Raw genomic sequence first — 22,432 nt, 5'->3', positions numbered from 1 at the left:
CGAGACGGTCCATGGCAAACTCGCCGTTCGGCCTTGATGGGCGACTGGCGCTCATCACCGGCTCCGGCTAGGGCATCGGCTTTGCCCTGGCGCGTGGCCCGGCTGAACACGGCGCGAGCGTGGTGCTGAATGGCCGCGATACCGCCAGGATCGGCAGCGCCGTCGAAAAACTGCGCGATGCAGGCTTCAAGGCGCACGCCTCGATCTTCGACGTCACCGATTTTCAAGCGGTCAACACGGACGTCGCCCGCATCGAAGCCGAGATCGGCGCCATCGATATCCTCGTCAACAATGCCGGCGTGCAGTTCCGCGCCCCGCTCGAGGACTTTCCCAAGGAGCAATGGGAGCGGCTGATCAAGACCAATGTCTCGGGCGCCTTCCATGCCGGCAAGGCCGTGGCCCGCCACATGATTCCCCGTGGCAAGGGCAAGATCATCAACATCGGCTCGGTGCAGAGCGAACTGGCCCGGCCGAACATCGCGCCCTACACAGCAACCAAGGGCGCGATCCGCAATCTGACGCGAGGCATGTGCGCCGACTGGGCGAAGCACGGCCTGCAGATCAATGCGATCGCGCCCGGCTACTTCCGCACCGAGATGAACCAGGCGCTGGTCGACAATCTCGAATTTTCCGCCTGGCTGGAAAAGCGCACGCCGGCCGGACGCTGGGGCCATGTCGATGAACTGGTCGGCGCCGCCGTGTTCCTCGCCTCCGACGCATCGTCCTTCGTCAACGGCCATACGCTCTATGTCGACGGCGGCATGACGGCTTCGGTTTGAGGCACCAACGCCGGCGCGGCCATCCAACCGTTATTCGGTTCACTACCTATCGCTCAGTCTGAAAATCCACTGTCAAGGCACGCAGCAGAAGGCCACAGCCGACCTGCACCTTGACGCGCGCCCGAACTCCGCCGCACAATCCTCCTGCAGGCGAAGGGAGGCCAGTCGCCTGCGGGAGGATATACCCATGACGGAAGCGATCAGGCTCTACTGGGGCCGGTTCGGACATGTTTCTGTCCTGAATGTCGCAAGCGACTTCGTCACCCATGCCCATGTCGAGGCGCATCTGATCATCTGGCTGGAAGGTACGGCCGGCGAGATGACCATCGGCCGTGAGACGGTCCGGCTCGGGCCTTGCACCGCCGCCGGCATCAATTCCTTTCAGCCGCACAGCCACGTCCTGTCGCAGAACGGCACGCCGGGCCTGTTCCTCGCCTTCTATATCGACCCTGACTGGGCGCGGCGCCGCCGCGACCTGCCCTCGTCCGCGCCGCTGTTTTCACAAGCCGCGATCACGCTGGAGCCCTGGCTGCATCAGGCTGCCGCCAATCTGCTCGATCACCTCAGCGACAATGAAAGCGTCGACGATGTCGCCAATTACGAGATCGAGCGCTTCATCGACAGCGTGCTCGATGCCGCTGATGCCACGGCGCCGCAGGAGGCGCGCGTCCGCATAAACACCATGCAGGATTTCCGCGTCCGCAAGGCAATCCAGCTGATGAAGGCCAATGTCTGCGAGCGCATCTGCTTCGACGACGTGGCGCGCGCCGTCGGCCTGTCGCGGCCGCACTTCTTCGCCCTGTTCAAGGAACAGACCAATCTGACCCCCAATGTCTACTGGAACACGCTGCGCATGGAAGAGGCGGTGCGGCAATTGCAGTGGTCGCAGGAGCCGCTGATCTCGGTCGCCTGCAACCTCGGCTTCACCACGCAGGGCAATTTCTCGCGCTTCTTCCGCGACCATGTCGGCGTGCCGCCGACACTCTATCGCGAGGCCGCGCGGGCAATCGCCTGAGCCAACCTGCCGCTACCTTTTCAGCCTCCACGCTTTTTCAGACTCCTTGATAGGCGCTCAAGACGCATTGATAAGCGTCCGTGAAATGGCTGCCCTACCCTTGCCCAACCGTCGCATTTGCAAGGGAACATCCATATGGCTGATATCACCATCTCAAGCGTCATCGACGCACCGGTCGAAAAGGTCTGGGCGCGCATACGCGACTTCAACGGCCTGCCAAGCTGGCATCCGCGCATGGTCGAAAGCCATATCGAGGATGGCAAGGACGCCACTTCAATCGGCTGCGTGCGCAATTTCCAGCTGATCAGTGGCGCGCGCCTGCGCGAAAAGCTGCTCGACTTCTCCGATCAGAATTTCCTCGTCAGCTACTCCATTCTGGAGACGCCGCAGCCGCTCACCAACCACAAGGCGACGCTACAGCTGCGGCGCGTGACCGACGGCGACCGTACCTATGCCGAATGGACCGCGAGCTTCGACGCGGCGCCCGAGGAAGCCGGCAAGCTGGCCGAGGGCATGGGCGCGAACGTCTTCCAGGGCGGCTTCAATGCCTTGAAGAGCCATTTCGCCGGCAAGAGCTGAGGAGCCAAGCCATGGCGCTAGCACTGCAGACTTTTGCAACGGTAAAGGACGCCAACGCGGCCCTGAAATCCCCGGGCAACCGCTATCTCGGTGGCGGCACGCTGGTGGTGCGCGCCGCCAATGAAGGCGATGTTTCGGTCTCCAGCCTTGTCCGCTCGACCGATCCGTCGCTGTTCACCATCGCTGTCGGCGGCGGCAAAGCCCGCATCGGCGCTTCGGTGACCATGGCGGCGATCGCCCGTCATCCGGACCTCAGTTCACTGGTCCGTGCCGCCCGCGCCGTCGGCGGCCCGGCAGTCCGCAACATGGCGACCGTCGGCGGCAATCTGTTCGCACCGGCGCCGTATGGCGATTTCGCCGTTGCCCTGCTGGCGCTCGATGCCACGGTCAGCACTGATGGGGGCGAAACGCCGATCGAAACCTTTCTGGCCGGGCGCGACAGCGACCGCGCCATCGTCACCTCGGTCGGTTTCGCGCTCCCCCCGCAAGGCGGCTTTCGCTTCCTGAAAGTGTCGCGGGTCAAGCCCAAGGGGGTCTCGGTGCTCAGCATCGCCGCGGTGCTTGGGCTGGCCGGTGACGGCACCGTGTCCTCGGCGCGGATCGCGCTTGGCTGCATGGCCGACCGACCAATGCGTGCCAGAGCGGCGGAAAAGGCGCTGATCGGCCAAAGCCTGACCAAAGGCGGCATTGCATCGGCGCTGGCTGCCGCGGGTGAAGGCACCTCGCCCATCACCGATCCGATCGCCAGCGCCTGGTATCGCAACGAAGTGCTGCCGGTCCATCTCGGCCGGCTGCTGCTGACCTGAAAACACCCGTTGGGGGGCGCGCGTCTGTCCGATCAAATCGGGCAGGCGCGCAAGGAGGAAGAATGGCAAAGGTCCCGGTTCAATTCACACTCAATGGCGCGGAACAGGCTGAATTCATCGACAGCGGCACGACGCTGCTGCACGCCTTGCGTGACAAGATAGGCGACACCTCGCCGAAAGGCGGCTGTCATCAGGGCAGCTGCGGTGCTTGCTCGGTCATCATCGACGGCGAACTCAGGCTGTCCTGCCTGACCCTGGCCGAGACCTGCAATGGTGCTGCCATCACCACGACGTCGGGGCTTTCGGAGGGCGGCGTCCTGCACCCGTTGCAGCGTGCCTTCCTCGACACCTTCGCCACGCAATGCGGCTTCTGCACGCCGGGCATGATCATGGCCGCCAAGGTGCTGCTCGACCACACGCCCAACCCCAGCCGCGACGAGGTGGTCGAGGCGTTGTCGGGCAACATCTGCCGCTGCACCGGCTACGAGCCGATCATCCAGGCGGTGCTGACTGCGGCCCGCGCCAATTCGCAGAACGCGGCCTGAGGGGAGCAAAATGGAATTGCGCAAGAACTACTTCGCCGATGTCCGCAAGGACGATCTGCATGAGATTGGCCAGCCCAGGCCGCGCTCGGATTCTCCAGGCCACGTCACCGGCAAGACCGCGTTTTTCGCCGACCGCAATTTCCCCGGCATGCTGCACCTGAAGATGGTGCGCAGCCCGCACCACCATGCCCGCATCCGCAGCATCGATACCTCGGAGGCCGAGAAGCATGCCGGCGTGGTGAAAATCCTCACCGCCAGGGATGTGCCGCACAATGTCTACACCATCCTGATCCTGATCCAGATCGGGCCGGAAGACGAAACGGTACTGGCCGACGGCAAGGTGCGCTGGAAGGGCGAGGCCGTGGTGGCCGTGCTGGCCGAGACCGAGCGCGCCGCACAGGAGGCCGCCGCCAAGGTCAAGGTCGACTATGAGGTGCTGCCGGCCGTCTTCGACATGGAAGAGGCGCTGAAACCCGGCGCGCCGCTGGTCAACGAATATCACGGCCGGAATTATTATCTCTATGACAGCGGCGAGTGCCGCAAGGTGCGCTTCGGCGATGTCGAGGCGGGCTTCGCCGGCGCCGACCATATCCTGGAGCAGAGCTACCAGTCCTCGCCGATCGAGCATGCGCCGACCGAAACCACCGGCTGCGTGGTGGCGCCCGAAGGCAATGACCGGTTCACCTGCTACACCAACACGCAGGCGATGTTCTTCACCCTCGACAATGCCTCGATCATCCTGCAGATGCCCGGCAATAAGCTGCATTTCGTCGGCGGCACCGTCGGCGGCGGCTTCGGCGGCAAGGTCGACGTCATCGTCGAGCCGATCGCCATTCTCGGCGCCAAGCTCACCGGTCGCCCGGTCTCCTTCATCTACGGCCGCGAGGAGGAGATGCAGATTTCGTCACCCCGCGCGGCCGAAAAGGTCGTCATCAAGGACGGCGTCATGAAGGATGGCCGCGTCGTTGCCCGCAAGGTCACTGGCTACACCGATGCCGGCGCCTATTCGCGCCACTCGCCCTACGGCGCCCAAAAGGGCGCTGGGCACTACCCCGGCCCCTACACCATCCCCAATGTCTGGATCGATACCTACTGCGTCTACACCAACCGCACGCCGTCTTCCGCCATGCGCGGCTTCGGCGTTACCATCGGCGATTTCGCACTCGAGGTGCAGATGGACAAGCTGGCGCGGCTGATCGGCATGGATCCGCTCGAATTCCGCTTCATCAACGCCTATCGTGACGGCGACATGAAGGCGCATCGCCAGCGGACCGAAGGGGCCGCGCTGATCGAGTGCATGCAGGAGGCCTCGCGCGCCGCCAACTGGCCGGTGGCGGAGAAATTCATGGCGATGTCGTCCTACGTGAAGGGAACTTGATATGGCGATCAGGCGCGGACGCGGCGTTGCCGCGATCAACTATCCGACCGGCATGAATCTCGGCGGCGACCCGACCCAGGCCTTGGTGCATTCGACGCCGACCGGCAATTTCATGGTAACGCTGTCATCGGTCGACCTCGGCCAGGGCATGAAGCAGATCATGGCGCAGATCTGCGCCGAGACGATCGGCGTGCCGACCGACCGCGTCGTCGTCGACACCGCCGACACCGACACCGGTCCGCACTGCATGGGCACCTTCGCCTCGCGCGGCACCCACCGCGCCGGCAACGCCGTCATTCAGGCAGCCAAGGAAGCGCGCCAGGTGATGCTGGAAGTGGCCGCCGAGGAGCTGGAAGTAAACGCCTCCGATCTCGAGACCGACGGCCAGGGCAACATCCTGGTCAAGGGCGCGCCGCAGAAGTCGATCTCGATCTTCGATGTCGCGCTGTCGGCGCATTTCAAGCGCGGCCGCTCGATTTCGGGGCGCGGCATGTTCCTGATCCCGCGTTCCTATCCGGAGAAGGAAACGGGCGCGATGAAGCCGTCGACCTGTTATGCGCACGCCTGCACCGTGGCCGAGGTCGAAGTCGACGACGAGACCGGCGAGGTCACCGTACTATCGGTGAAAAACATCTTCGAGATCGGCCGGGCGCTGAACCCGAAAATGGTCGAACAGCAGCTGGTTGGCGGCTCGTGGATGGGCATCAGCCACGCGCTCTATGAGACGACTGAGCCCTATTATCCCAATCGCGACCATGGCGGCACCGACTTCAATCAGTATCTGATGCCGGGACCGGGCGATCTCGCGCAAACCGAGATCATCGTGCTGGAGCGGCCGTCGGCCGACGGGCCTTACGGCGCCAAGGGACCGGGCGAAATGTGCGCCAATCCACAAATTCCGGCGGTCGCCAATGCAGTCTTCGACGCTGTCGGCGTGCGCATCGACACGCTGCCGATCACGCCGGAGCGCATCCTGCGCGCGCTCAAGGCGCGGGCGCCGAACTGAGTGGTCGAAATGCCTGAGGTGAACGCCGAGACATCAGCGACCTCGCCGGAGGCGGTGGCGGAGCACCTGGCCGCCTCGCGTTATCTGGCCGATGACAGCCTGGCGACCGCCATCTTCCTGGCGATCCGGCTCGGCAAGCCGCTGCTGCTCGAAGGCGCGCCCGGCGTCGGCAAGACGGAAGCGGCCAAGGCGATCGCGCAGCTGCTCGGCCGCGATCTGGTGCGGCTGCAATGCTATGAAGGCATCGACGCCGCGCACGCGCTCTACGAATGGAACTACCAGCGCCAGTTGCTCGCCATCCGCCATGCCGGCGAGCATGAGATCGACATCTATGACGATCGTTTCCTGATCGCCCGGCCGCTGCTGCAGGTGCTCAAGGCACCCGGGCAGCGTGTGCTGCTGGTCGACGAGATCGACCGTTCGGACCATGAATTCGAAGCGCTGCTTTTGGAATTCCTCTCCGATTTCCAGATCAGCATTCCCGAGCGCGGCACCATCCGCGCCACCGCGCAGCCGATCGTCATCCTGACCTCGAACCGCACCCGTGAACTGGCCGAGGCGCTGCGCCGCCGTTGCGTCTACCACTGGATCGGCTATCCCGACGCCGAGCGCGAGGCCGCCATCATCATGCTGCGCGCCGGCGATGTTGCTGAAAGCACGGCGCGCGCGGTGGCGGCGGCCGTGCGGATCATCCGCGCCCGCCCGCTGGCCAAGCCGCCCGGTATCGCCGAGGCGGTCGAATGGGCCAACGCCGCCACCATTCTGGAAAAGGGCGGCAGCCCATGGCCCGAGGCCTTCCGCCGTGCCATCGGCGTGCTGATCAAGGACGAGGAGGACCTGTCCTATATCGCGCCGGAGCTTGGCCGGATTGTCGAGGAGGCACTGGCGTGAGCGCGGAGCGCCTGCCGGCCTTGCCCCGGGCGGCGGCCCCTTTGCTCGGCTTCGGCCGTTTGTTGCGCCGCTACGGCTTTGCCGTCGCGCCGGAACAGGTGTCAGGATTCATGCAAGCGGTGACATTGCTCGGGCCGCGATCGATGGCCGACATCCGCGAGGCGGCCCTTGCCACGCTGGCGCCGCCGCCCGACCGCCGTGCCGAATTCGAGGCGCATTTCCAGAACCATTTTTACGGCAACGCCGCTGCCGTGGTCGAAGGCGAAGCAGACGAGGAAACCCGCATCAAGGACGATGGCGGCGCCAGCCAGGAAGAGACCGAGGTGATCAGCCAGCAACAAGGCGGTGAACTGTCCTCCGGCGCCGAACAGCTGAGCACCCGCGACTTCCAGCGCGACGGCGATGGCCTGGCCGCCTTTCGCCGCAAGCTCGCGTCCGCCCTGCCCGCCCGCCGTTCCTTCCGCACCGTGCGCACCCACTCGCGCGGCAAGCTCGATTTGCGCCGCTCGCTCAGGGAAATCGTCAGCGCCGATGGCGACGTGCCCTCGCCGTTGCTGCGCCGCCGCCAGACCGTGCCGCGCAAGCTGCTGGTCCTGGTCGACGTCTCCGGCTCGATGAAGCTGCACACATCCGATTATCTCAAGCTGGCGCATGCCGCCGTGCAAGGTGCTGACCGCGCCGAAATCTTCACCTTCGGCACGCGGCTGACCCGCATCACCACCGCACTTCGCATCCGCGACCGCGACCAGGCGCTGGCCCGTGCCGCGGCCCAGGTCGACGACTGGGACGGCGGCACCCGCATGGGGCCGACGCTGCTCGCTTTCCTCTCGGTGCCGCGCTTTTCCGCCTTCGCCCGCGGTGCTGCCGTTGTCATCCTCTCGGACGCGCTGGAGCGCGGCGACCATGCCGAACTGGAGACGGCGATGCGCCGGCTGAGCGCCCGCGCCTTTCGGCTGTCGCTGGCGACACCGCTGGCCGGCGACCCGCGCTTCCGGCCGGCAACGGCCGCACTTCGCGCCATCCTGCCGGTGCTCGACGATCTCATCGATGGCTCGTCACTCAAGGGCCTCACCGATTTCATCCTGTTGCTCGCCCGCCCTGCTCCGGCGGCGGCGGCAATCTGGAAGAGGGTTTCGTGATGCAGAAAGCAATCGACGCGCATTTCCACATCTGGCGCCAAAAGGACCAGCCCTGGCTGGTCGGGCCGATGGTGCCGCGCATTTTTGGCCCCTACGAGCCGATCCGCCGCGACTACCCGATCGAGGAATTCCTTGCCGATCAGCAAGGCGCGGGTGTCGAGAAAGCCGTCTATGTCCAGACCAACTGGGCCAAGGAGGATTTCGAGAAGGAAGTCGCTTTCCTGCAGAAGACCGCCGACGAGACCGGCTGGCCGCATGCCATCGTCGGCTATACCGACATGACAGTGGACGATATCAGGCCCCAGATCGACCGTCTGATGAAGTGCCCCTTGCTGCGCGGCGTGCGCATGCAGCTGCACTGGCACGAGACGCCGGCCTTCCGCTTCGCCGCCTCGGCTGATCAGGTCATCGATCCGAAGGTGCGTGCCAATGTCGTCCGGCTGAAGGACTACGGCCTGTCCTTCGACCTGCAGCTTTTCCCGGCCCAAATGAAGGACGGGCTGACGCTGGTTGGCGAGAACCCAGAGATCGATTTCATCCTCACCCATGCCGGCATGCTGACCGGCATGGAGCCGGAAACCACCGAGGCCTGGAAAGCCGGCCTGCGCACGCTGTCGGCGGCGCCCAATTTCTACGCCAAGCTGTCCGGTCTCGGTACCTTCGTCCACCGCAACGACCCGGCGCTGATCGCCTATATCGTCGACAATGCGATCGACATCCTGGGAGCGGACCACCTGATGTTCGGCTCGAACTTCCCCATCGAGAAACTCTGGACCAGTCACGCCGAGCTGATCACGGCGCACCGCGCCGCGGCGGCAAAGCATGGCGCGAAAGCTGAGGCGGATATTTTCTGGAACACGGCGGAGAGGGTTTATCGGCCGATGTGACGCGCCCTCACAACGGCCGACCTAAAACCTGGACCATATGCCGTTTTGCCCAAATGCTGACTGGCCCCGCCGTCCGCACCAGCTCGAAACCTTGCCCCTGCCAAAAGCGAAGAGCCTGCTCATTTTCTGCGATCACGCCGAGTTCCACGCGTTTGACATGCCGAGATTTCAGCCAGCTGAAAAAGTCGTCGCAAAGTGCTCGCCCTAAGCCTCTTCCTCGAAGCGCTTTGTCGATCATGAACAACGCGATCCACCAACACTCCACTCGCGGATAATTGCGGTCCCAGGCCAGCAAGCCGACGAATTCACCATCGATTGCCTTCACCCCGAATACGAACTTGTCGGCTTCCGTCCGGTTCGGTGGAAAGTTCTCAAATTCCTCCTTTGCAGTGGCAGCGTTTGGCGGCTCGCCTCTTTCCAGCACGACATAGTCAGAGCAGCCCTGATACAGCGGCACCAGTCGGGGAGCGTCAATTCCAATCAGGCCTTCAATCTCGTAGCCAGAGAGCGACGTTGGAAATCTGGTGCTTTTGTCCATGAAAATTCCAGCCCCGGAAAGCAGCCGCCCTCACTTCACCTCGAACTGCGGGTCGACCGGAATCTGCATCGCCGTGACCAGATGGTTGGTCTGGCCGGCCAGCCCGATGATCGACACCAGCTCGCCATGCTGCGCATCGGTCATGCCCTTGGCCCGCGCTGCCGCCGTATGCGAGTGAACACAGTAGGAGCAGCCATTGGCGGTCGACACGGCGATGTAGATCATCTCCTTGGTCAGCGGGTCGATGGCGCTGTCAGCGACCATCACCGCCCTCAGCTGTTCCCAGATCCGCTTCAGCGCCGCCGGATCATCGGCCAGCCCGCGCCAGAAATTGTTGACGAAATCGGATTTACGCGTCGCGCGGATGTCGTCGAAGACGGCTTTCACGGCCGGGATTTTTTCCACCTCGGCATCGGTCAGAAGTTTTGTGGTAGCCATGGCTGGTCCTTTCGTTTGAATCGTCGTGTGAGCGCATTGAAGCGGGCCCTGAGCAATCGCGGCCAATCCATTGGATAGCTTACTTTTCAAGCGGCGGCGTGGAGATTCAGGTATCAGCCATTTGCGGGCCGGCCTCGCCTGAACCTAGTGCACGGCCGCGTACATGATCTTCTCCTCCGTCGCCTCCGCCGGCGAAAACTCCTCGACGATGCGGCCCTGGCGGCAGACCAGGATGCGATCGGACAGGTTCATGATCTCCGGCAGGTAGGACGAGATGACGACGACGGCGAGGCCCTCATCGGCCAGCCGGTTGATGATCTGGTGGATCTCGGCGATCGCGCCGACATCGACGCCGCGCGTCGGTTCGTCGAAGATGACGATGCGCGGCTGCTGCACCAGTCCCTTGCCGATCACCACCTTCTGCTGGTTGCCGCCGGAAAGCTCGACGACGCGCGCATTGTCGTTGATCGACTTGATGTTCAGCGTCTTGGTCCAATCGGCCGACAGCGCGCGCATCTCCTGCTGGTTGATCACCCAGGCCTTTTCGCGGCCCGCCGCCAGCAGCCCGCCGAACAGGTTTTCGGCAATGCCCATCGTCTCGAAGATGCCTTCGCTCTTGCGGTCCTCGGTGACATAGACAATGCCGTCGGCCACCGCCTCGCTCGGCATGAGATAGCGCACCGGCCTGTCGTCGAGTTCGATCGCCCCGCCGCGCAAAAAATCGCGCTTGTAGATGCCGGAGACGATCTTGAAGGTCTCGGTGCGGCCCGAGCCGATCAGCCCGAACACGCCGGTGATCTGTCCTTCGAAAATCGAGAACGAATTGTTGCGCACGACATTGCTCATCGAAATGTCCTGCACCGACAGTACCTTCCGGCCCGCCTTGCGCAGCTTCGCCTCGTCGCGCTGGCGGTAGATCTGCCCCGACAGCGTACGCCCGACCATGGCGGCGACGATCCGATCGCGGTCGAAGGCCGACGTGTCGTCGGTGATGACCAGCTCGCCATCGCGCAGGATGGTGATGCGGTCGGCAATCATCAGCGCCTCCTCCAGTGCGTGGCTGATGAAGACGATCGACACGCCGCTCGCCTTCAGCCGGCGGATCAGCGCGAAGAAATGCCGTTTCTCTTCCGGCGTCAGCGTCGCCGTCGGCTCGTCGAAGATGATGATCTCGGCATTGTGGTGGACGGCGCGCGCGATCTCGACCATCTGCCGCTTGGCCGCACCCAGCGTCGCCACCATGGCATTCGGGTCGACCGGAAAATTCAGCGACTGCAGGAATTGCTGCGCCGAAATGTAGGTGCCGCGCAGCCGGTTGAGGAACTTTTCGGTGCCGAGATAGAGGTTCTGCGCCACCGTCATCGTTGGCACCAGGCTGGTCTCCTGGAACACCATGGCGATACCGGCCTCAAGGGCGGCATGCGGCGAGGCGTAGGCGATCTCCTGGCCCTTATGGAACATCTTGCCCGACGTCACGTCGACCACCCCGGCGATGATCTTGGTCAGCGTCGACTTACCCGCGCCGTTCTCGCCGAGCAGCGCGTGGATCTCGCCCTTGCGCAATTCAAAGCTGACGTTTTTCACCGCGGGCACGCCGCGATACGCCTTGGTGACATTCTCCAGGCGGACGATCGGTTCCATCAGAAGCCTCCCGTGGCGACGGACAGCACGCAGTCGCCGCCCCTGGAGGCGATGAACAGCCGGCCATCCCTTTCCGCGGCGCTGCAAATGCCGTGGCGCGTGCCGTTGGCACGGCTGTGCAGGCTGAATTGCGGCTGCAGCTGCCGGTCGAGCCTGACCACCAACCCGTAGGAGCGGCTTGGCGACCATGGCTTGTGGATGCCCATGGTGCGGATGCCGCCGCATTGCAGCGGTTCGAGGAAGCTGCGGCTGGAGGCCAGGGCCGGCGCGATCCAGTAGGCCGGCGGCACCTGTTCCAGCATGTCCTGGCGGTAGTGCGTTTCCTGCAGCACGAATTCGATCAGCCGGTTGCGCGGCGCGAACAAGGCCAGCCATGCACCGCCATCGGCGGAGGGCGACAGCCGTGCGGGATAGCCGGGCAGATGCGTCAACACCGTCGAGCGGTTGCCGTTTGCGCCGTCGAAGCGGACGAGTTGGTGACGCCAGCTTTCGCTGACCAGCACATCCCGCCCCATGGGATGCAGCCCATAGGGAAAGGCGATCTCGTCGGCCACCTTGCGGAAGCCGCCGCCCGCCGCGTCTTGCTTCCACAGCGAACCCGAGGCGCCCTTCTTCATCAGGTCGGCGGCCCATTGCGACGGCGCATGTTCAGCCGAGCCATTGGCCAGCCAGAGCATGCCGTCGTCGGCATAGGCAAGCGCGGTGATGCAGCGGATCCCGGCCGGCAGCGAAACCTCCTTGCCGGCAATGACGAGCTTGCCGCTTTCGAGCCCGACCGTCAGCTCGCCGGCCGGCGAGAGCGCCAACGCCGTGACGGAAGATGGAAAGGTCTCGACCACGGATGGCGCGGCGCCCTCCGCAATCGAATGGATGGCGTTGCCGCTGGAGGCCAACAGCCTGTCGCTGGAAATCAGCAGATTGTCGGGCTCGGAGAGTTCGGTGAAAGCCGGCGCGTCGTCCAGCAGCGTGTTGGGGCGGAAGGCCCCGTCGAGCGGCGGGATGGTCACCGCCTTGCCGCGAAACAGGTCAAGCACGGGATCAAGGATCATGACGCCGCCCCCCAGTAGGAAGCGGGGCTGGTCCAGTTCGGGTCGGCGCCTGAAATCTTGTAGCGGCCAATGCGGTTGTTGAGGATGCCGCCGACGAACAGATATCCCTTGTGCTCGCGCATCGATGTTACCATCGGGTGTGCGCCGCCGGTGAGGTCGCCCATCGCCTCGACGATGCCGCCGGTCTCGTTGAACTTCACCACGCCGCCGGTGTTGATGTTGGGGAACAGCCATTCGTCCTGCGGCAACCGGCGCGTCATGCGCTTGCGCATGTCGGGGTGGCGCAGCGACAGGTCGAAGCTCGGCGTGCGCATGCCGAGCCACGCCATCCAGTAATTGCCGTCGGAGGCGCGGTTGATGTTGTCGGGGTAGCCCGGCATGTCGCGGATGACGCATTCGGCGGTGCCGGCCTTCGGCCCTTCCAGCCAGTAGCGGTGCACCCGGCAGGCCCAGCTTTCGGCGAAGAACAGCGACTTGCCGTCATGCGCCATGCAGACGCCGTTGGTGTAGCGGTAGCCATCGAGCAGCGTCGTCGTCGATCCGTCCTTCGGATCGTAGACCAGCAACCGGCCGGTGGCGCGGTTCTCGATCGAGTCCAGGGCCCAGTCATGGGCGTCGTAGCGCTTGGTGGAATCCGTGAAATAGATGCGGCCGTCGGGTGCTACGTCGCAGTCGTTGGGATCGCGCAGCCGCGCATCGTCGACGATCGAGGTCCATGAGCGCGAGGTCTCGGCCGACAGGCGTTTCACCTCGCGCTCCGGCGAGACGGAATAGAGCCCCATGGCGCCGACGCAGCTGATCAGATTGCCTGATTTGTCGAAGGCCAGGCCGAGCGGAAAGCCGCCGATGTGGGCAAACACTTCCGACCTGCCATAGTCCGGCGCGAAGAAGCGGACGATCTCGCCATGGCGCGTGCCGCAATAGAGATGGTCGCCGCGGTCGAGGATGACATCCTCCGGTCCTTCAAGTTCGCCGAGCCCGATGTGGTCGGCGGCCGACAACCGGTTGTCGAGCTCGTAGGGTGTTCCCGAGCCGGGCGCCGCCGACTGCGTTTCGCCCATCTTGAGATAAACCGGGGCGACATAGACTTCGTTCAGCACCTTGTGGCGGTTCTTCAGCCAGCGAATGTCGGTGGTCACCGCCACCGCCAGCATGATGCCGAGCACCATCTGGTTGGTGCCAGTGCCGTAGCCCAGCCGGATCAGCCCATTTGTCATGGTCAAGACGATGATAGCGCCCATCAGCCCCTTGATCACCGAGCCGCGCCCGCCGCCAAGGCTGACACCACCGACCACCGCCGCTGTCAGCGCCATGATCTCGAGGTTGAGGCCGGTGCCCGGCCCTGCCCCGCTCAGGCGGCAGGCGATGAGAAAACCGCCGATCGAGGCGCAGAAGCCGGAAAAGACATAGGTCATGAACACGGTGCGGCGCACGCGGATACCGGCATTGTGGGCCGAGCGCCTGGAGCCGCCGACCGCCAGCACATGCCAGCCCGGCCGCGAACGGGTCAACGCGATATGGGTGACGATGGCCAGGATGATCGCCAGCCACACCGAGACGGAGAGGCCCCAGAAGGTGCTGTCGCCGATGAAGTCGAGCACGTCGGAAGTTGCTGTCGAGAGCTGCACGTCGGCGGCATAGGTGGTGACGAGGATATCGAACAGCGCCCGCCCGAAGATGAAGGTGACCAGCGTGGTGAGAAAGGCGCGCAGTCTGAGGTAGCCGACGAGATAGCCGTTGATGGCGCCGAAGACGAGGCCGGTGGCAAGCGAGGCGGCCAGTGCCAGCCAGATCGATTGTTCGAGAATGAAGAAGACATAGACGGCCGAGAAACAGGACAGTGCGAAGATCGAACCGACCGACAGGTCGATACCGCCGCCCAGCATCACCACCGTCATGCCGGTGACGACCATCGAGAACTCGCCGAGCTGGCGGGTCGATTCCTGCAGCGAAGTCAGCTTGAAAAAGCCCGGAATGATCGAGCCGAAGGTCGCCAATGTCACCACCAGCGCCAGGAACGGAATGGCGTTGTCGGTCCAGCGCTTGGTCAGAATCTCGCCGACGAGATGGTCGGGCACGAGATTGTAGCGCCAGGACTGGAGGCGTTCGCGAAAGGACATCAGGTCACTGCTGCAAAATCGGGGCTGCAAGAGAAAGAGGTGGCCGGGCAATCCGGCCACCTCGTTGATCGGTGTTGGCAAGGATCGGTCTATTTCGCCGCCGCTTCGGCCTGCAGCGCCTTCAGGTCCCAGCAGCTGTCAGGCTTCAGGTCAGCCTTGGTCGTCGCCTTCTCCAGCGTGTAGATGTAGGTGTGCGAGGTGCCGGCCGGCTGGCCGCTCTGCAGCAGGAACTTGATGATGGCGTTCATGTCGCCCGATTGGCGGGCAAGCTCGGTCATCACAACGGCGCCATAGGTGCCGTCCTGCAGCTTATCGCAATCGGCGGTCTTCTCGCCACCGCCGGTGGTGACCAGGAACACCTTGCCCTCGAGCTTGGCATCGCGGATCGCGGCGGAAGCGCCGGTGGCGTCACCATCCCAGAAATCGATGATCGAGCATATGTCCGGATTCTGTTGCAGCATCGTCGTCGTCACGTTGCGCGAGGTCGTCGCATCCCAGTTGGAGTCGGGCTTGGCCACCACCTTGAAGTCGGGATGCTTGTCCAGCACCTTCATGATGCCGGCGTACTGGTAGAGGCTGGAGGAGTTCGCCTGGTCGCCCTGCACCAGGCCGATCTTCTTCGACGAGTTTTCGCCACAGCCCTTGATCGCCGCTTCGGCCTCGAGCTGGCCGAGCCGGTCCCAGTCGCTGCCGACAAAGGCGTCGGCCGGGAAGTTGGCGGGATTGTCGACCAAGAGCACATAGGTGCCGGCGGCCTGCGCCTTCTTCATCAGCTTGGAATAGGAGTTGAGGTCCGGCGCGTGGATGATCAGCACGTCAGGCCTTGTGTCCGACGAGATGGCATCGGTGATCGCCTGTGCGCCGGCATCGACCACCCAGTTCGGGTCGCGCGTCTCGAACACGCCGCCCCAGGCCTCGACTTCGGTCTTCAGATAATGCGCCCAGCCCTGCGCCAGGTCGAAGCCCATCGCTAGCGGCACCAGCATCACGCGCTTGCCCTTGAGCGCTTGCGCATAAGCTGCCGGGCCCGGATCGTCGGCGGCGAAGCTGGGCGCCACGAAGCCGGTAACGGCAAGCGCCGTCGCGGCAGCCATGAGTGTCTTGATCAGTTTCATGTCACATCCTCTGTTTTGCTGTTGTGTTCGCGGATGGCCCCAACCGTCCGCTTCTGGTCTAAATGTCACCCTGTTGCGCGGTCTGTTCGTCACGTGGATTGATGATGCCGTCGACGATGATCGCTGCTAGCAGGATCGCCGCCTTGATCAGGTTCTGGTAGAGCAGCGGAATGTCGATGATGGTCATGGCGTTCAAGAGAATGCCGATCAGCGCCGCCCCGACCAGCACATTGCGCACCCCGCCCCGCCCGCCGGACAGGCCGATGCCGCCGATCACCGCCACCAGCACAATGTCGTAGAGCAGCGTCGAATTCACGACGCGGGTGTTGATCGAATGCAGGCTGGCCGCCGTCAGCAGGCCGGCAATCAGCGCGACCAAGGCAGACAGCACATAACGCAGCACCAGCATCGGCCGCACCGGAATGCCGATGTTGCGCGCCGCGACCGGATTGTCGCCGGCGAAATAGATGTAGCGGCCCCATTTGGTGTAGCGCAGGAACAGGAAAACCAGGAAAGCGAGACCCGCGAAGACGAACACCTCGATGGGAATGTCGAGGAAGCGCAGGCCGCCGAGCAACTCGACCCAGTGGCCCTGCGGCACCGGCACGGCATCCTGCGTGATCAATTGCGAGCGCACATAGCCGAAGACGAAGGAACCGGTCGCCAGCGTCACGAAGATCGCCGGCACATCGGCATAGGCGACGAGAAAGCCGTTGAGCAGGCCGATGGCGAGCACGCCGGCCAGCACATAGGCGAAGGCCAACCCGTCGGGCGTCCCCGAATTCAAAAGCTGCAGATACCAGGCGACAGACATTGCCATGATCGCCACCGCCGAAAGGTCGATGCCCCGGCCGATGATGACGACGGCCATGCCGAGCGCCAAAATACCGAGCACCGAGACAGAACGCACGATGGCGACGAGATTGTTCGGACTGATGAAGCCCGGCAGGCCGATGGCAGCAGCAACGAACAGCACGATCGCGATGGCAAAGACGATGCCTTCCTGGTTCAGGCTCCTGAAATTCGGCCAGCCAATCGCGTTCATGTCTGCTTACGCCCCAATGGCAGCGCTGCCATCCCTGGGAAGAAAGCTAATCGGCTCAGCGCCGGTTCGTCAAATGAATCCGCGTTCAGAAGCCCGGCCGGTGGCGATATTCATCGGGTGGACGCATTGATTGCCAAAACTGGCGCAATGTCCGGAAAAGTCTGGATTTTTTGGCAATTGGTTGCGCCATCGCGGCCACTGGTGAAAGGCCCACCCCACGGCGAAAGGAGAAGGTGGAATTAATCTCTGCTTCGAGCGGAAAAATCCGATTTCAATCCCCCGTCGAGTGGCCTGAAACCTCGGCGCCCGCACCCGGCGGCAGCACGAGGAAACGCAACGCCGCCACCAGTCCGACGGCGCCGATCGCCATGAAGGCGATTCGAAAATCGACGAGGTCGAGCGCCGGCCGGTCCCTGGCGATCTGCGACAGGTTGAGGATCGCCGCCGCCACCGCGACGCCGAACAGCATCGCCACTTGCTGCAGCATGCTGGACAGCGTCGCCGCCGAGGAGCGCTGGGCCGCGTCGATATCGGCGAAGGCCAGCGTGTTGAGGGCGGTGAACTGCATCGAGCGCGACAGGCCGGCGATGAGCATCAATGCAATCACCAGCGCTGGCGGCGTCTGCGGCGAGATCGTTGCACACGCCATGATCGATGCGGAGGCGATCAGGCCGTTGACGACCAGCACCGAGCGGAAGCCGAAGCGCCGCAGCGTCGGTGTCGTCACCGTCTTCATACCGAGATTGCCGAGGAAATAGGCCAGGATCATCATGCCGGCGTCGACGGGGCTCAAACCGAAGCCGACCTGGTACAGCAACGGCAACAGGAACGGCGTGGCGTTGATCGCCACCCGGAAAAAAGTGCCAGCGGCAAGCGTCGAGATGGCGAAGGTCAGCACCTTGAACGACGAGAGCTCGAGCAGCGGATGCGGTGCGCGCCTGAGATGCCGAACCGCCAGCCAGCCGATGACGATGCCGGCGGCAATCAGCGCCATCGTCGGCAGCAAGCCGTCCTCAGGATGCGCGATGCGCTCGAGGCCGTAGAGCAGGCAAGCAAGTCCCGCCGATGTCAGGAAAAACCCCGGCCAGTCGAGCGGCTTGGGATCGGCCTCGCGGTCGCCCGGAATGAAGCGGGCAACCAGTGCCAGACCGATCACGCCGAGCGGGATGTTGATGAAGAAATTCCAATGCCAGGACAGATAGGTGGTGATGAAGCCGCCGAGCACAGGCCCGACGACCGGCGCGAACAGCGCCGGCCAGGTGATCAGCGCGGTGGCGTTGATCAGCTCGGACTTCGACGCATTGCGCAAGACAAGAATGCGGCCGACCGGTGTCATCAGCGCGCTGCCCAGCCCTTGCACGACACGCGCGGCGACGAATTGGGTCAGGTTTTCAGAGAAACCGCAGGCGAGCGAGGCCAGCGTGAAAAGGATGATCGCCAGCAGGAAGATGTTGCGCGCGCCGAACCGGTCGGCGAGCCAGCCCGACAGCGGCACGAACACCGCCATGGTCAGCATATAGACGGTGATGCCGATGCTCATCGCCACTGCCGGCACGCCGAACGAAGAGCCCATCTGCGGCAGCGAGGTCGAGATGATCGTCGAATCCAGCAGCTGCATGAAGAAGGCGATGGCCACGATCAGCGCCACGCGCCGCGCATTGGTGGCCGTATCGGGCAAGGTTTCAGTGTCGGGAATGGCAGTCATGACGGAACCGGTTTGAATAGCATTTGGCCGGCCGCGTCCAGAGACGGCGCAACAAACTTTCGTGTCGCATTGCGGCCTGCTATGGGATGAACGGGGCGGCCGAGGAAAGTGCACGCATCAAGATGAAGCCCATCTATATCGACTACCTCAATGCGCTCGACATCGACGCCCTCGCCATGACCAATGGTGAAATCATTGCCGCCGTCGAGGCTGGTCTGGTGGCGCAAGGCAAGGGCGAGACCGTGATCGAGCCGCGCGTCCATCTCAAGCCAGACCCTTCCTTCCACGGCCATTTCAATGTCTTGCGCGGCTACGTCGCGCCGCTCGACGCGGCCGGCGTCAAGATCGTCGGCGACTATGTCGACAACTACCTGCACGGCCTGCCTTCGGAATTCGGCATCCTCAATCTGTTCGATCCTCGCACCGGCACGCCGCGCGCCATCCTCGACGCCACCGTCATCACCGACATGCGCACGGGTGCCGTCACCGCCATCGGCGCCATGCATCTGGCGCGCAAGGGCTCAAAAGTGCTGGCCCATATCGGCGCGCGCGGCACCGCCTACTGGAACGTCCGCCTGCTCGACCATCTTTTCGACTTCGACGAAATCCGCGTCCATTCGCGCCGCCCGGAAAGTCGCGACGGCTTTGCCGCCAAACTCTCCGCCGATCTCGGCAAGCCGGTGGCGGCGGTGGCCGACTGGAAAAGCTGCGTCGAGGGCGCCGACATCGTCGTCGAGGCCTCGCGGCTGCCGGAGCCGCAGCCCTTGCTCAAGACCGAATGGATCAAGCCCGGCGCACTGGTCGTGCCCTACGGCACGATGAGCGCGGTGGAACTGTCGTTGACCGACATCATGCAGAAGATGGTCGTTGACGATTGGGGCCAGTGCAAGGGCGGCAAGTTCGGCTCGCTGCGCGCCCATGTCGAGACCGGGCGGCTGAGCGAAAAGACGCTGCATGCAGAGCTCGGCCAGATTGTCGCCGGCCTCAAGGCCGGGCGCGAGAACGACACCGAGACGATCCTGTTCTGGCATCGTGGCCTGTCGCTGTCCGACATCGCGTTGGGCAAGGCGATGCTGGCCAAGGCGCAGGCGCAAGGTATCGGCCAGAGGCTGCGCTTCGCATGAGCGCGCTCGTCCTCACCGGAGCCGGCGTCGGCATCGCGGATGTCGCCACAGTGGCCCGCGAAGCGCGCAAGGTGGAAATCGGACCCAATGTCATCGGCAGGCTGGAGAAGGCGCGAAAAGTGCTCGACCAGGCCGCTGCGTCCGGCCAGCAGATCTATGGCCTCAACACCGGGCTCGGCGCCAATCTCGGCACCACGGTAGCGGGCGACGCCAGCGCGTTCCAGCGCCAGCTCCTGGAAGGACGCAGCGGCGCGGTCGGCGAAGCGCTCCTGGTCGAAACCGTACGGGCAACCATGGTCGCCCGCGCGTCGATGCTTTCGGCCGGCGGCTCCGGCCTTTCGCCCGCCGTGTTCGTCGCTTTGGTCGACGCGCTCAATGCCGGCGTCCATCCGGTGATGCCGTCGCTCGGCTCGATCGGCGCCGGCGACCTGGTGCTGATGACGGCGCTCGCCCGCCTGCTGACCGGCGAAGGCGAAGCCGAGTACCAGGGCAGGCGCATGCCGGCCGCCAAGGCGTTGATGATAGCCCGCCTCGTCCCCATCAGCCTGGCGCCCAAGGATGGGCTGTCGCTGATCAACGCTTCGGCGGTTTCCGCCGGCGGCGGCGCGCTTGTGGTGACGGATACGCTGTCCGCCCTTGCCCAGCAGCAACAGGCCGGCGCGCTGACCATGGAAGGTTTTGGCGCCAACCGCACCATCCTCGACCCTCGCCTGCATATGGCGCGGCCGGCGGCCGGCCAGCAGGAAGCCGCCAAGGCCCTGCACGATCTGCTCGCCCGCGACGAGATGCCAGCGCCGACCACTATTCAGGACCCGTTGTCGATCCGCTGCATGCCGTCGATCCACGGCGCGCTGATCGAGGCGATCGGCCAGGCAAAGCGTGCCGTCGAGATCGAACTCAACGCCGCCGCCGACAACCCGCTCGTACTCGGCGACGACGGCGTGGTGATGTCGACCGGCAATTTCCACACCGCGGGGCTCTCACTCGCCTTCGAGACGCTCAGCCTGGCGATCGCGCAATGCGCTGCCGCGAGCGCTGCCCGCTTCATCCAGCTCACCGGCTCCGGCCGCAACGGCCTGCCGAAATATCTGTCGCCGGTCGGCGGCGCCTCGGCCGGTTTCGTGCCGCTGCAGAAGACGGCGACATCGATCCTGGCAGCCATCCGCCACAAGGCCAATCCGGTGATGCTCGACTCCCTTCCGGTTTCGGAAGGCGTCGAGGATCATGCCACGCAGACACCACTGGCGATTGCGAAATGCGCCGGAATGATCGTGCTGTGGCGGCGGCTGATCGCCTTCGAACTGATGGCGGCGGCACAAGCGATCGACCTGCGCGACGGGCTCGCCCTGGCACCACGCACCGCCGCAATTCACACGGCGATACGGGCGCTCGTCCCTGCCCTGAAAGAGGACCGGCCGCTCGGCATAGACGCCGAAGCGCTTTGCGCCGCGCTCGCCAATGGGCCCTGGCAGGCGACCTTACGCCCGACCGACCTTGTCCAGGAACAGGCGTAGCTCGGCCGGGTCCATGTGCACGACATGCCTGTCCTCGGGATAGGCCAGGCTGTTGACGTCGGCGACATATTCGGAGAACGCGGCGATACGTTCGGCCTGCAAGCGATCATATTCGGCGGCGAAGTTGCGATAGACCTTGGAGTGGCGGGGCATTTGGCCGCGGTTCTGGCCGAGGATGTCGTCGGCGAACAGATATTGAGCGTCGCAACCGGTGCCCGCGCCCATCGACAGCATGATCAGCGACGTCCGCTCCGAGATCGCTTTCGCCACCTCGACCGGCACCACCTCGATCTCGGCGCCGACAGCGCCGGCGGCCTCCAGTTGCTTCACCGCTGCGAAGACCTCCATGGCGGTGTCGGCGGTCTTGCCGACCGCCTTGAAGCCGCCGGTCCAGGTGGCGCGCGATGGAACGAGGCCAACATGGCCGATGACAGGGATGGCGTCGTCCGCCATCCGCTTGATGGTGGCGTAGCCGGCGCTGCAATAGACCGCGTCGGCGCTCGCCTTGTAGAGCCGGAAGGCCCAGCGGACGAAGTCGTCGGCCGTGCCGATCTCGAAGAAATTTTCCCCCGGCATGGTGAACAGGCTGGGCGCCGCATCGCGGTATTGCGGGTTGAGCACAAGTTCGGGCGGCACCGAGACGATGTCGACCCCTGCCCGCTCGGCTGCCTCGGCCTCGTCCATCGTCAGCACGCGCAGCATGGTCAGCTGGCGCTTGCCCTTCATGGCGCGCAGGTCCGCTACGGTCGGTCTTTTTCGGCTCATCGAAAGGTTCCCTCTGTTAAATGCTGCGGCAGATCAGCCGATCTGGATCATCACTTTGCCGGCCTCGACCTTCACCGGATAGGTCGCGAGATTAACGCATACCGGTGCGCCCTTGGCGGCGCCAGTCTTGTAGTTGAACCGGCCATTGTGCTTGGGGCATTCGATGATGTCGTCCATCACCAGCCCATCGGCCAGATGCGCCTTCTCATGCGTGCAGTACCCGTCGGTGGCGAAGAACTCGCCGTCCGGGCTGCGATAGATGGCGAAGGTGCGTCCGCCATGGTCGAAGCGGATGACGTCCTCTTCCTCGACATCATCAACGCCACACGCTTCAACCCAGCCGGCCATCTGGT

Annotated in this window: 21 protein-coding genes and 1 pseudogene; 12 read left to right on the top strand and 10 right to left on the bottom strand. The window is 64.3% G+C overall.

Annotation, left to right across the window (positions count from 1 at the left end; translation table 11 throughout):
• The first annotated feature begins 11 nt into the window (after positions 1 to 11).
• The 10 genes and pseudogenes from ACFSQT_RS37050 (at position 12) to ACFSQT_RS37005 (ending at position 9,025) form a co-directional block, all read left to right on the top strand.
• Positions 12 to 779: pseudogene (locus ACFSQT_RS37050) on the top strand (SDR family oxidoreductase).
• 187 nt (positions 780 to 966) lie between these two features.
• Positions 967 to 1,794 carry an AraC family transcriptional regulator gene (locus ACFSQT_RS37045; RefSeq protein ID WP_379026972.1) on the top strand — a complete coding sequence of 276 codons (828 nt, stop codon included), beginning with the start codon at positions 967 to 969 and terminating at the stop codon, positions 1,792 to 1,794.
• A 135-nt stretch (positions 1,795 to 1,929) separates the two neighbouring features.
• The gene (locus tag ACFSQT_RS37040) at positions 1,930 to 2,373 is read left to right on the top strand and encodes an SRPBCC family protein (RefSeq protein WP_379026971.1); all 444 of its coding nucleotides are present in this window, start codon (positions 1,930 to 1,932) and stop codon (positions 2,371 to 2,373) included.
• An 11-nt stretch (positions 2,374 to 2,384) separates the two neighbouring features.
• Entirely contained in the window at positions 2,385 to 3,179 is a 795-nt protein-coding gene (locus ACFSQT_RS37035; RefSeq protein WP_379026970.1) for an FAD binding domain-containing protein, read from the top strand.
• Positions 3,180 to 3,241: 62 nt separating this feature from the next.
• A complete protein-coding gene (locus ACFSQT_RS37030) occupies positions 3,242 to 3,724 on the top strand; it encodes a (2Fe-2S)-binding protein (protein ID WP_379026969.1) in 483 nt (160 codons plus the stop codon).
• Between the two features lie 10 nt (positions 3,725 to 3,734).
• Positions 3,735 to 5,102, top strand: a complete 1,368-nt coding sequence (locus ACFSQT_RS37025) for a xanthine dehydrogenase family protein molybdopterin-binding subunit (RefSeq protein ID WP_379026968.1) — start codon at positions 3,735 to 3,737, stop codon at positions 5,100 to 5,102.
• Position 5,103: 1 nt separating this feature from the next.
• Complete coding sequence (locus tag ACFSQT_RS37020) at positions 5,104 to 6,108, top strand: xanthine dehydrogenase family protein molybdopterin-binding subunit (RefSeq protein WP_379026967.1); 1,005 nt, start codon at positions 5,104 to 5,106, stop codon at positions 6,106 to 6,108.
• Between the two features lie 9 nt (positions 6,109 to 6,117).
• Positions 6,118 to 6,999, top strand: coding sequence for an AAA family ATPase (locus tag ACFSQT_RS37015; RefSeq protein ID WP_379026966.1), 882 nt, complete (start codon positions 6,118 to 6,120; stop codon positions 6,997 to 6,999).
• Positions 7,000 to 7,061: 62 nt separating this feature from the next.
• The gene (locus ACFSQT_RS37010; protein WP_379027079.1) at positions 7,062 to 8,138 is read left to right on the top strand and encodes a vWA domain-containing protein; all 1,077 of its coding nucleotides are present in this window, start codon (positions 7,062 to 7,064) and stop codon (positions 8,136 to 8,138) included.
• Positions 8,138 to 9,025 (top strand): amidohydrolase family protein, encoded by an 888-nt coding sequence (locus ACFSQT_RS37005; protein ID WP_379027078.1) that lies wholly within the window; start codon positions 8,138 to 8,140, stop codon positions 9,023 to 9,025. Before ACFSQT_RS37010 ends, ACFSQT_RS37005 begins: the two co-directional genes overlap by 1 nt.
• A 7-nt stretch (positions 9,026 to 9,032) precedes the next feature.
• On the opposite strand, the gene ACFSQT_RS37000 is transcribed toward ACFSQT_RS37005, so the two are convergent.
• The 8 genes from ACFSQT_RS37000 to ACFSQT_RS36965 form a co-directional block, all read right to left on the bottom strand.
• Positions 9,033 to 9,563, bottom strand: a complete 531-nt coding sequence (locus ACFSQT_RS37000; protein ID WP_379026965.1) for a GNAT family N-acetyltransferase — start codon at positions 9,561 to 9,563, stop codon at positions 9,033 to 9,035.
• A gap of 30 nt (positions 9,564 to 9,593) precedes the next feature.
• Positions 9,594 to 10,001, bottom strand: a complete 408-nt coding sequence (locus ACFSQT_RS36995; RefSeq protein WP_379026964.1) for a carboxymuconolactone decarboxylase family protein — start codon at positions 9,999 to 10,001, stop codon at positions 9,594 to 9,596.
• Between the two features lie 144 nt (positions 10,002 to 10,145).
• The gene (locus ACFSQT_RS36990) at positions 10,146 to 11,642 is read right to left on the bottom strand and encodes a sugar ABC transporter ATP-binding protein (RefSeq protein WP_379026963.1); all 1,497 of its coding nucleotides are present in this window, start codon (positions 11,640 to 11,642) and stop codon (positions 10,146 to 10,148) included.
• Positions 11,642 to 12,691 carry an SMP-30/gluconolactonase/LRE family protein gene (locus tag ACFSQT_RS36985; RefSeq protein ID WP_379026962.1) on the bottom strand — a complete coding sequence of 350 codons (1,050 nt, stop codon included), beginning with the start codon at positions 12,689 to 12,691 and terminating at the stop codon, positions 11,642 to 11,644. Before ACFSQT_RS36985 ends, ACFSQT_RS36990 begins: the two co-directional genes overlap by 1 nt.
• Positions 12,688 to 14,811, bottom strand: a complete 2,124-nt coding sequence (locus ACFSQT_RS36980; RefSeq protein ID WP_379026961.1) for an ABC transporter permease — start codon at positions 14,809 to 14,811, stop codon at positions 12,688 to 12,690. The genes ACFSQT_RS36985 and ACFSQT_RS36980 overlap by 4 nt, the downstream gene beginning before the upstream one ends.
• Before the next feature lie 89 nt (positions 14,812 to 14,900).
• Positions 14,901 to 15,926 carry a sugar ABC transporter substrate-binding protein gene (locus ACFSQT_RS36975; RefSeq protein ID WP_379026960.1) on the bottom strand — a complete coding sequence of 342 codons (1,026 nt, stop codon included), beginning with the start codon at positions 15,924 to 15,926 and terminating at the stop codon, positions 14,901 to 14,903.
• 58 nt (positions 15,927 to 15,984) lie between these two features.
• A complete protein-coding gene (locus tag ACFSQT_RS36970) occupies positions 15,985 to 16,971 on the bottom strand; it encodes an ABC transporter permease (protein ID WP_379026959.1) in 987 nt (328 codons plus the stop codon).
• A gap of 271 nt (positions 16,972 to 17,242) precedes the next feature.
• Positions 17,243 to 18,676 (bottom strand): DHA2 family efflux MFS transporter permease subunit, encoded by a 1,434-nt coding sequence (locus ACFSQT_RS36965; RefSeq protein WP_379026958.1) that lies wholly within the window; start codon positions 18,674 to 18,676, stop codon positions 17,243 to 17,245.
• Positions 18,677 to 18,798: 122 nt separating this feature from the next.
• Between ACFSQT_RS36965 and ACFSQT_RS36960 the strand changes: the two genes are divergently transcribed.
• Entirely contained in the window at positions 18,799 to 19,800 is a 1,002-nt protein-coding gene (locus ACFSQT_RS36960) for an ornithine cyclodeaminase family protein (RefSeq protein WP_379026957.1), read from the top strand.
• The gene (locus ACFSQT_RS36955) at positions 19,797 to 21,314 is read left to right on the top strand and encodes an HAL/PAL/TAL family ammonia-lyase (protein ID WP_379026956.1); all 1,518 of its coding nucleotides are present in this window, start codon (positions 19,797 to 19,799) and stop codon (positions 21,312 to 21,314) included. The genes ACFSQT_RS36960 and ACFSQT_RS36955 overlap by 4 nt, the downstream gene beginning before the upstream one ends.
• Here ACFSQT_RS36955 and ACFSQT_RS36950 read toward each other — a convergent pair.
• Both ACFSQT_RS36950 and ACFSQT_RS36945 read right to left on the bottom strand, forming a co-directional pair.
• The gene (locus tag ACFSQT_RS36950) at positions 21,279 to 22,079 is read right to left on the bottom strand and encodes a 3-methyl-2-oxobutanoate hydroxymethyltransferase (protein ID WP_379026955.1); all 801 of its coding nucleotides are present in this window, start codon (positions 22,077 to 22,079) and stop codon (positions 21,279 to 21,281) included. The genes ACFSQT_RS36955 and ACFSQT_RS36950 overlap by 36 nt on opposite strands.
• A gap of 33 nt (positions 22,080 to 22,112) precedes the next feature.
• Positions 22,113 to 22,427, bottom strand: coding sequence for a MocE family 2Fe-2S type ferredoxin (locus ACFSQT_RS36945; protein ID WP_379026954.1), 315 nt, complete (start codon positions 22,425 to 22,427; stop codon positions 22,113 to 22,115).
• Positions 22,428 to 22,432: the final 5 nt, after the last annotated feature.

This window comes from Mesorhizobium calcicola (assembly GCF_042682105.1).
Classification (GTDB): Bacteria; Pseudomonadota; Alphaproteobacteria; order Rhizobiales; family Rhizobiaceae; genus Mesorhizobium; species Mesorhizobium calcicola.
The sequence above is the reverse complement of the archived record's forward strand: the minus strand, read 5'-3'. Positions and strand labels throughout refer to the sequence as shown.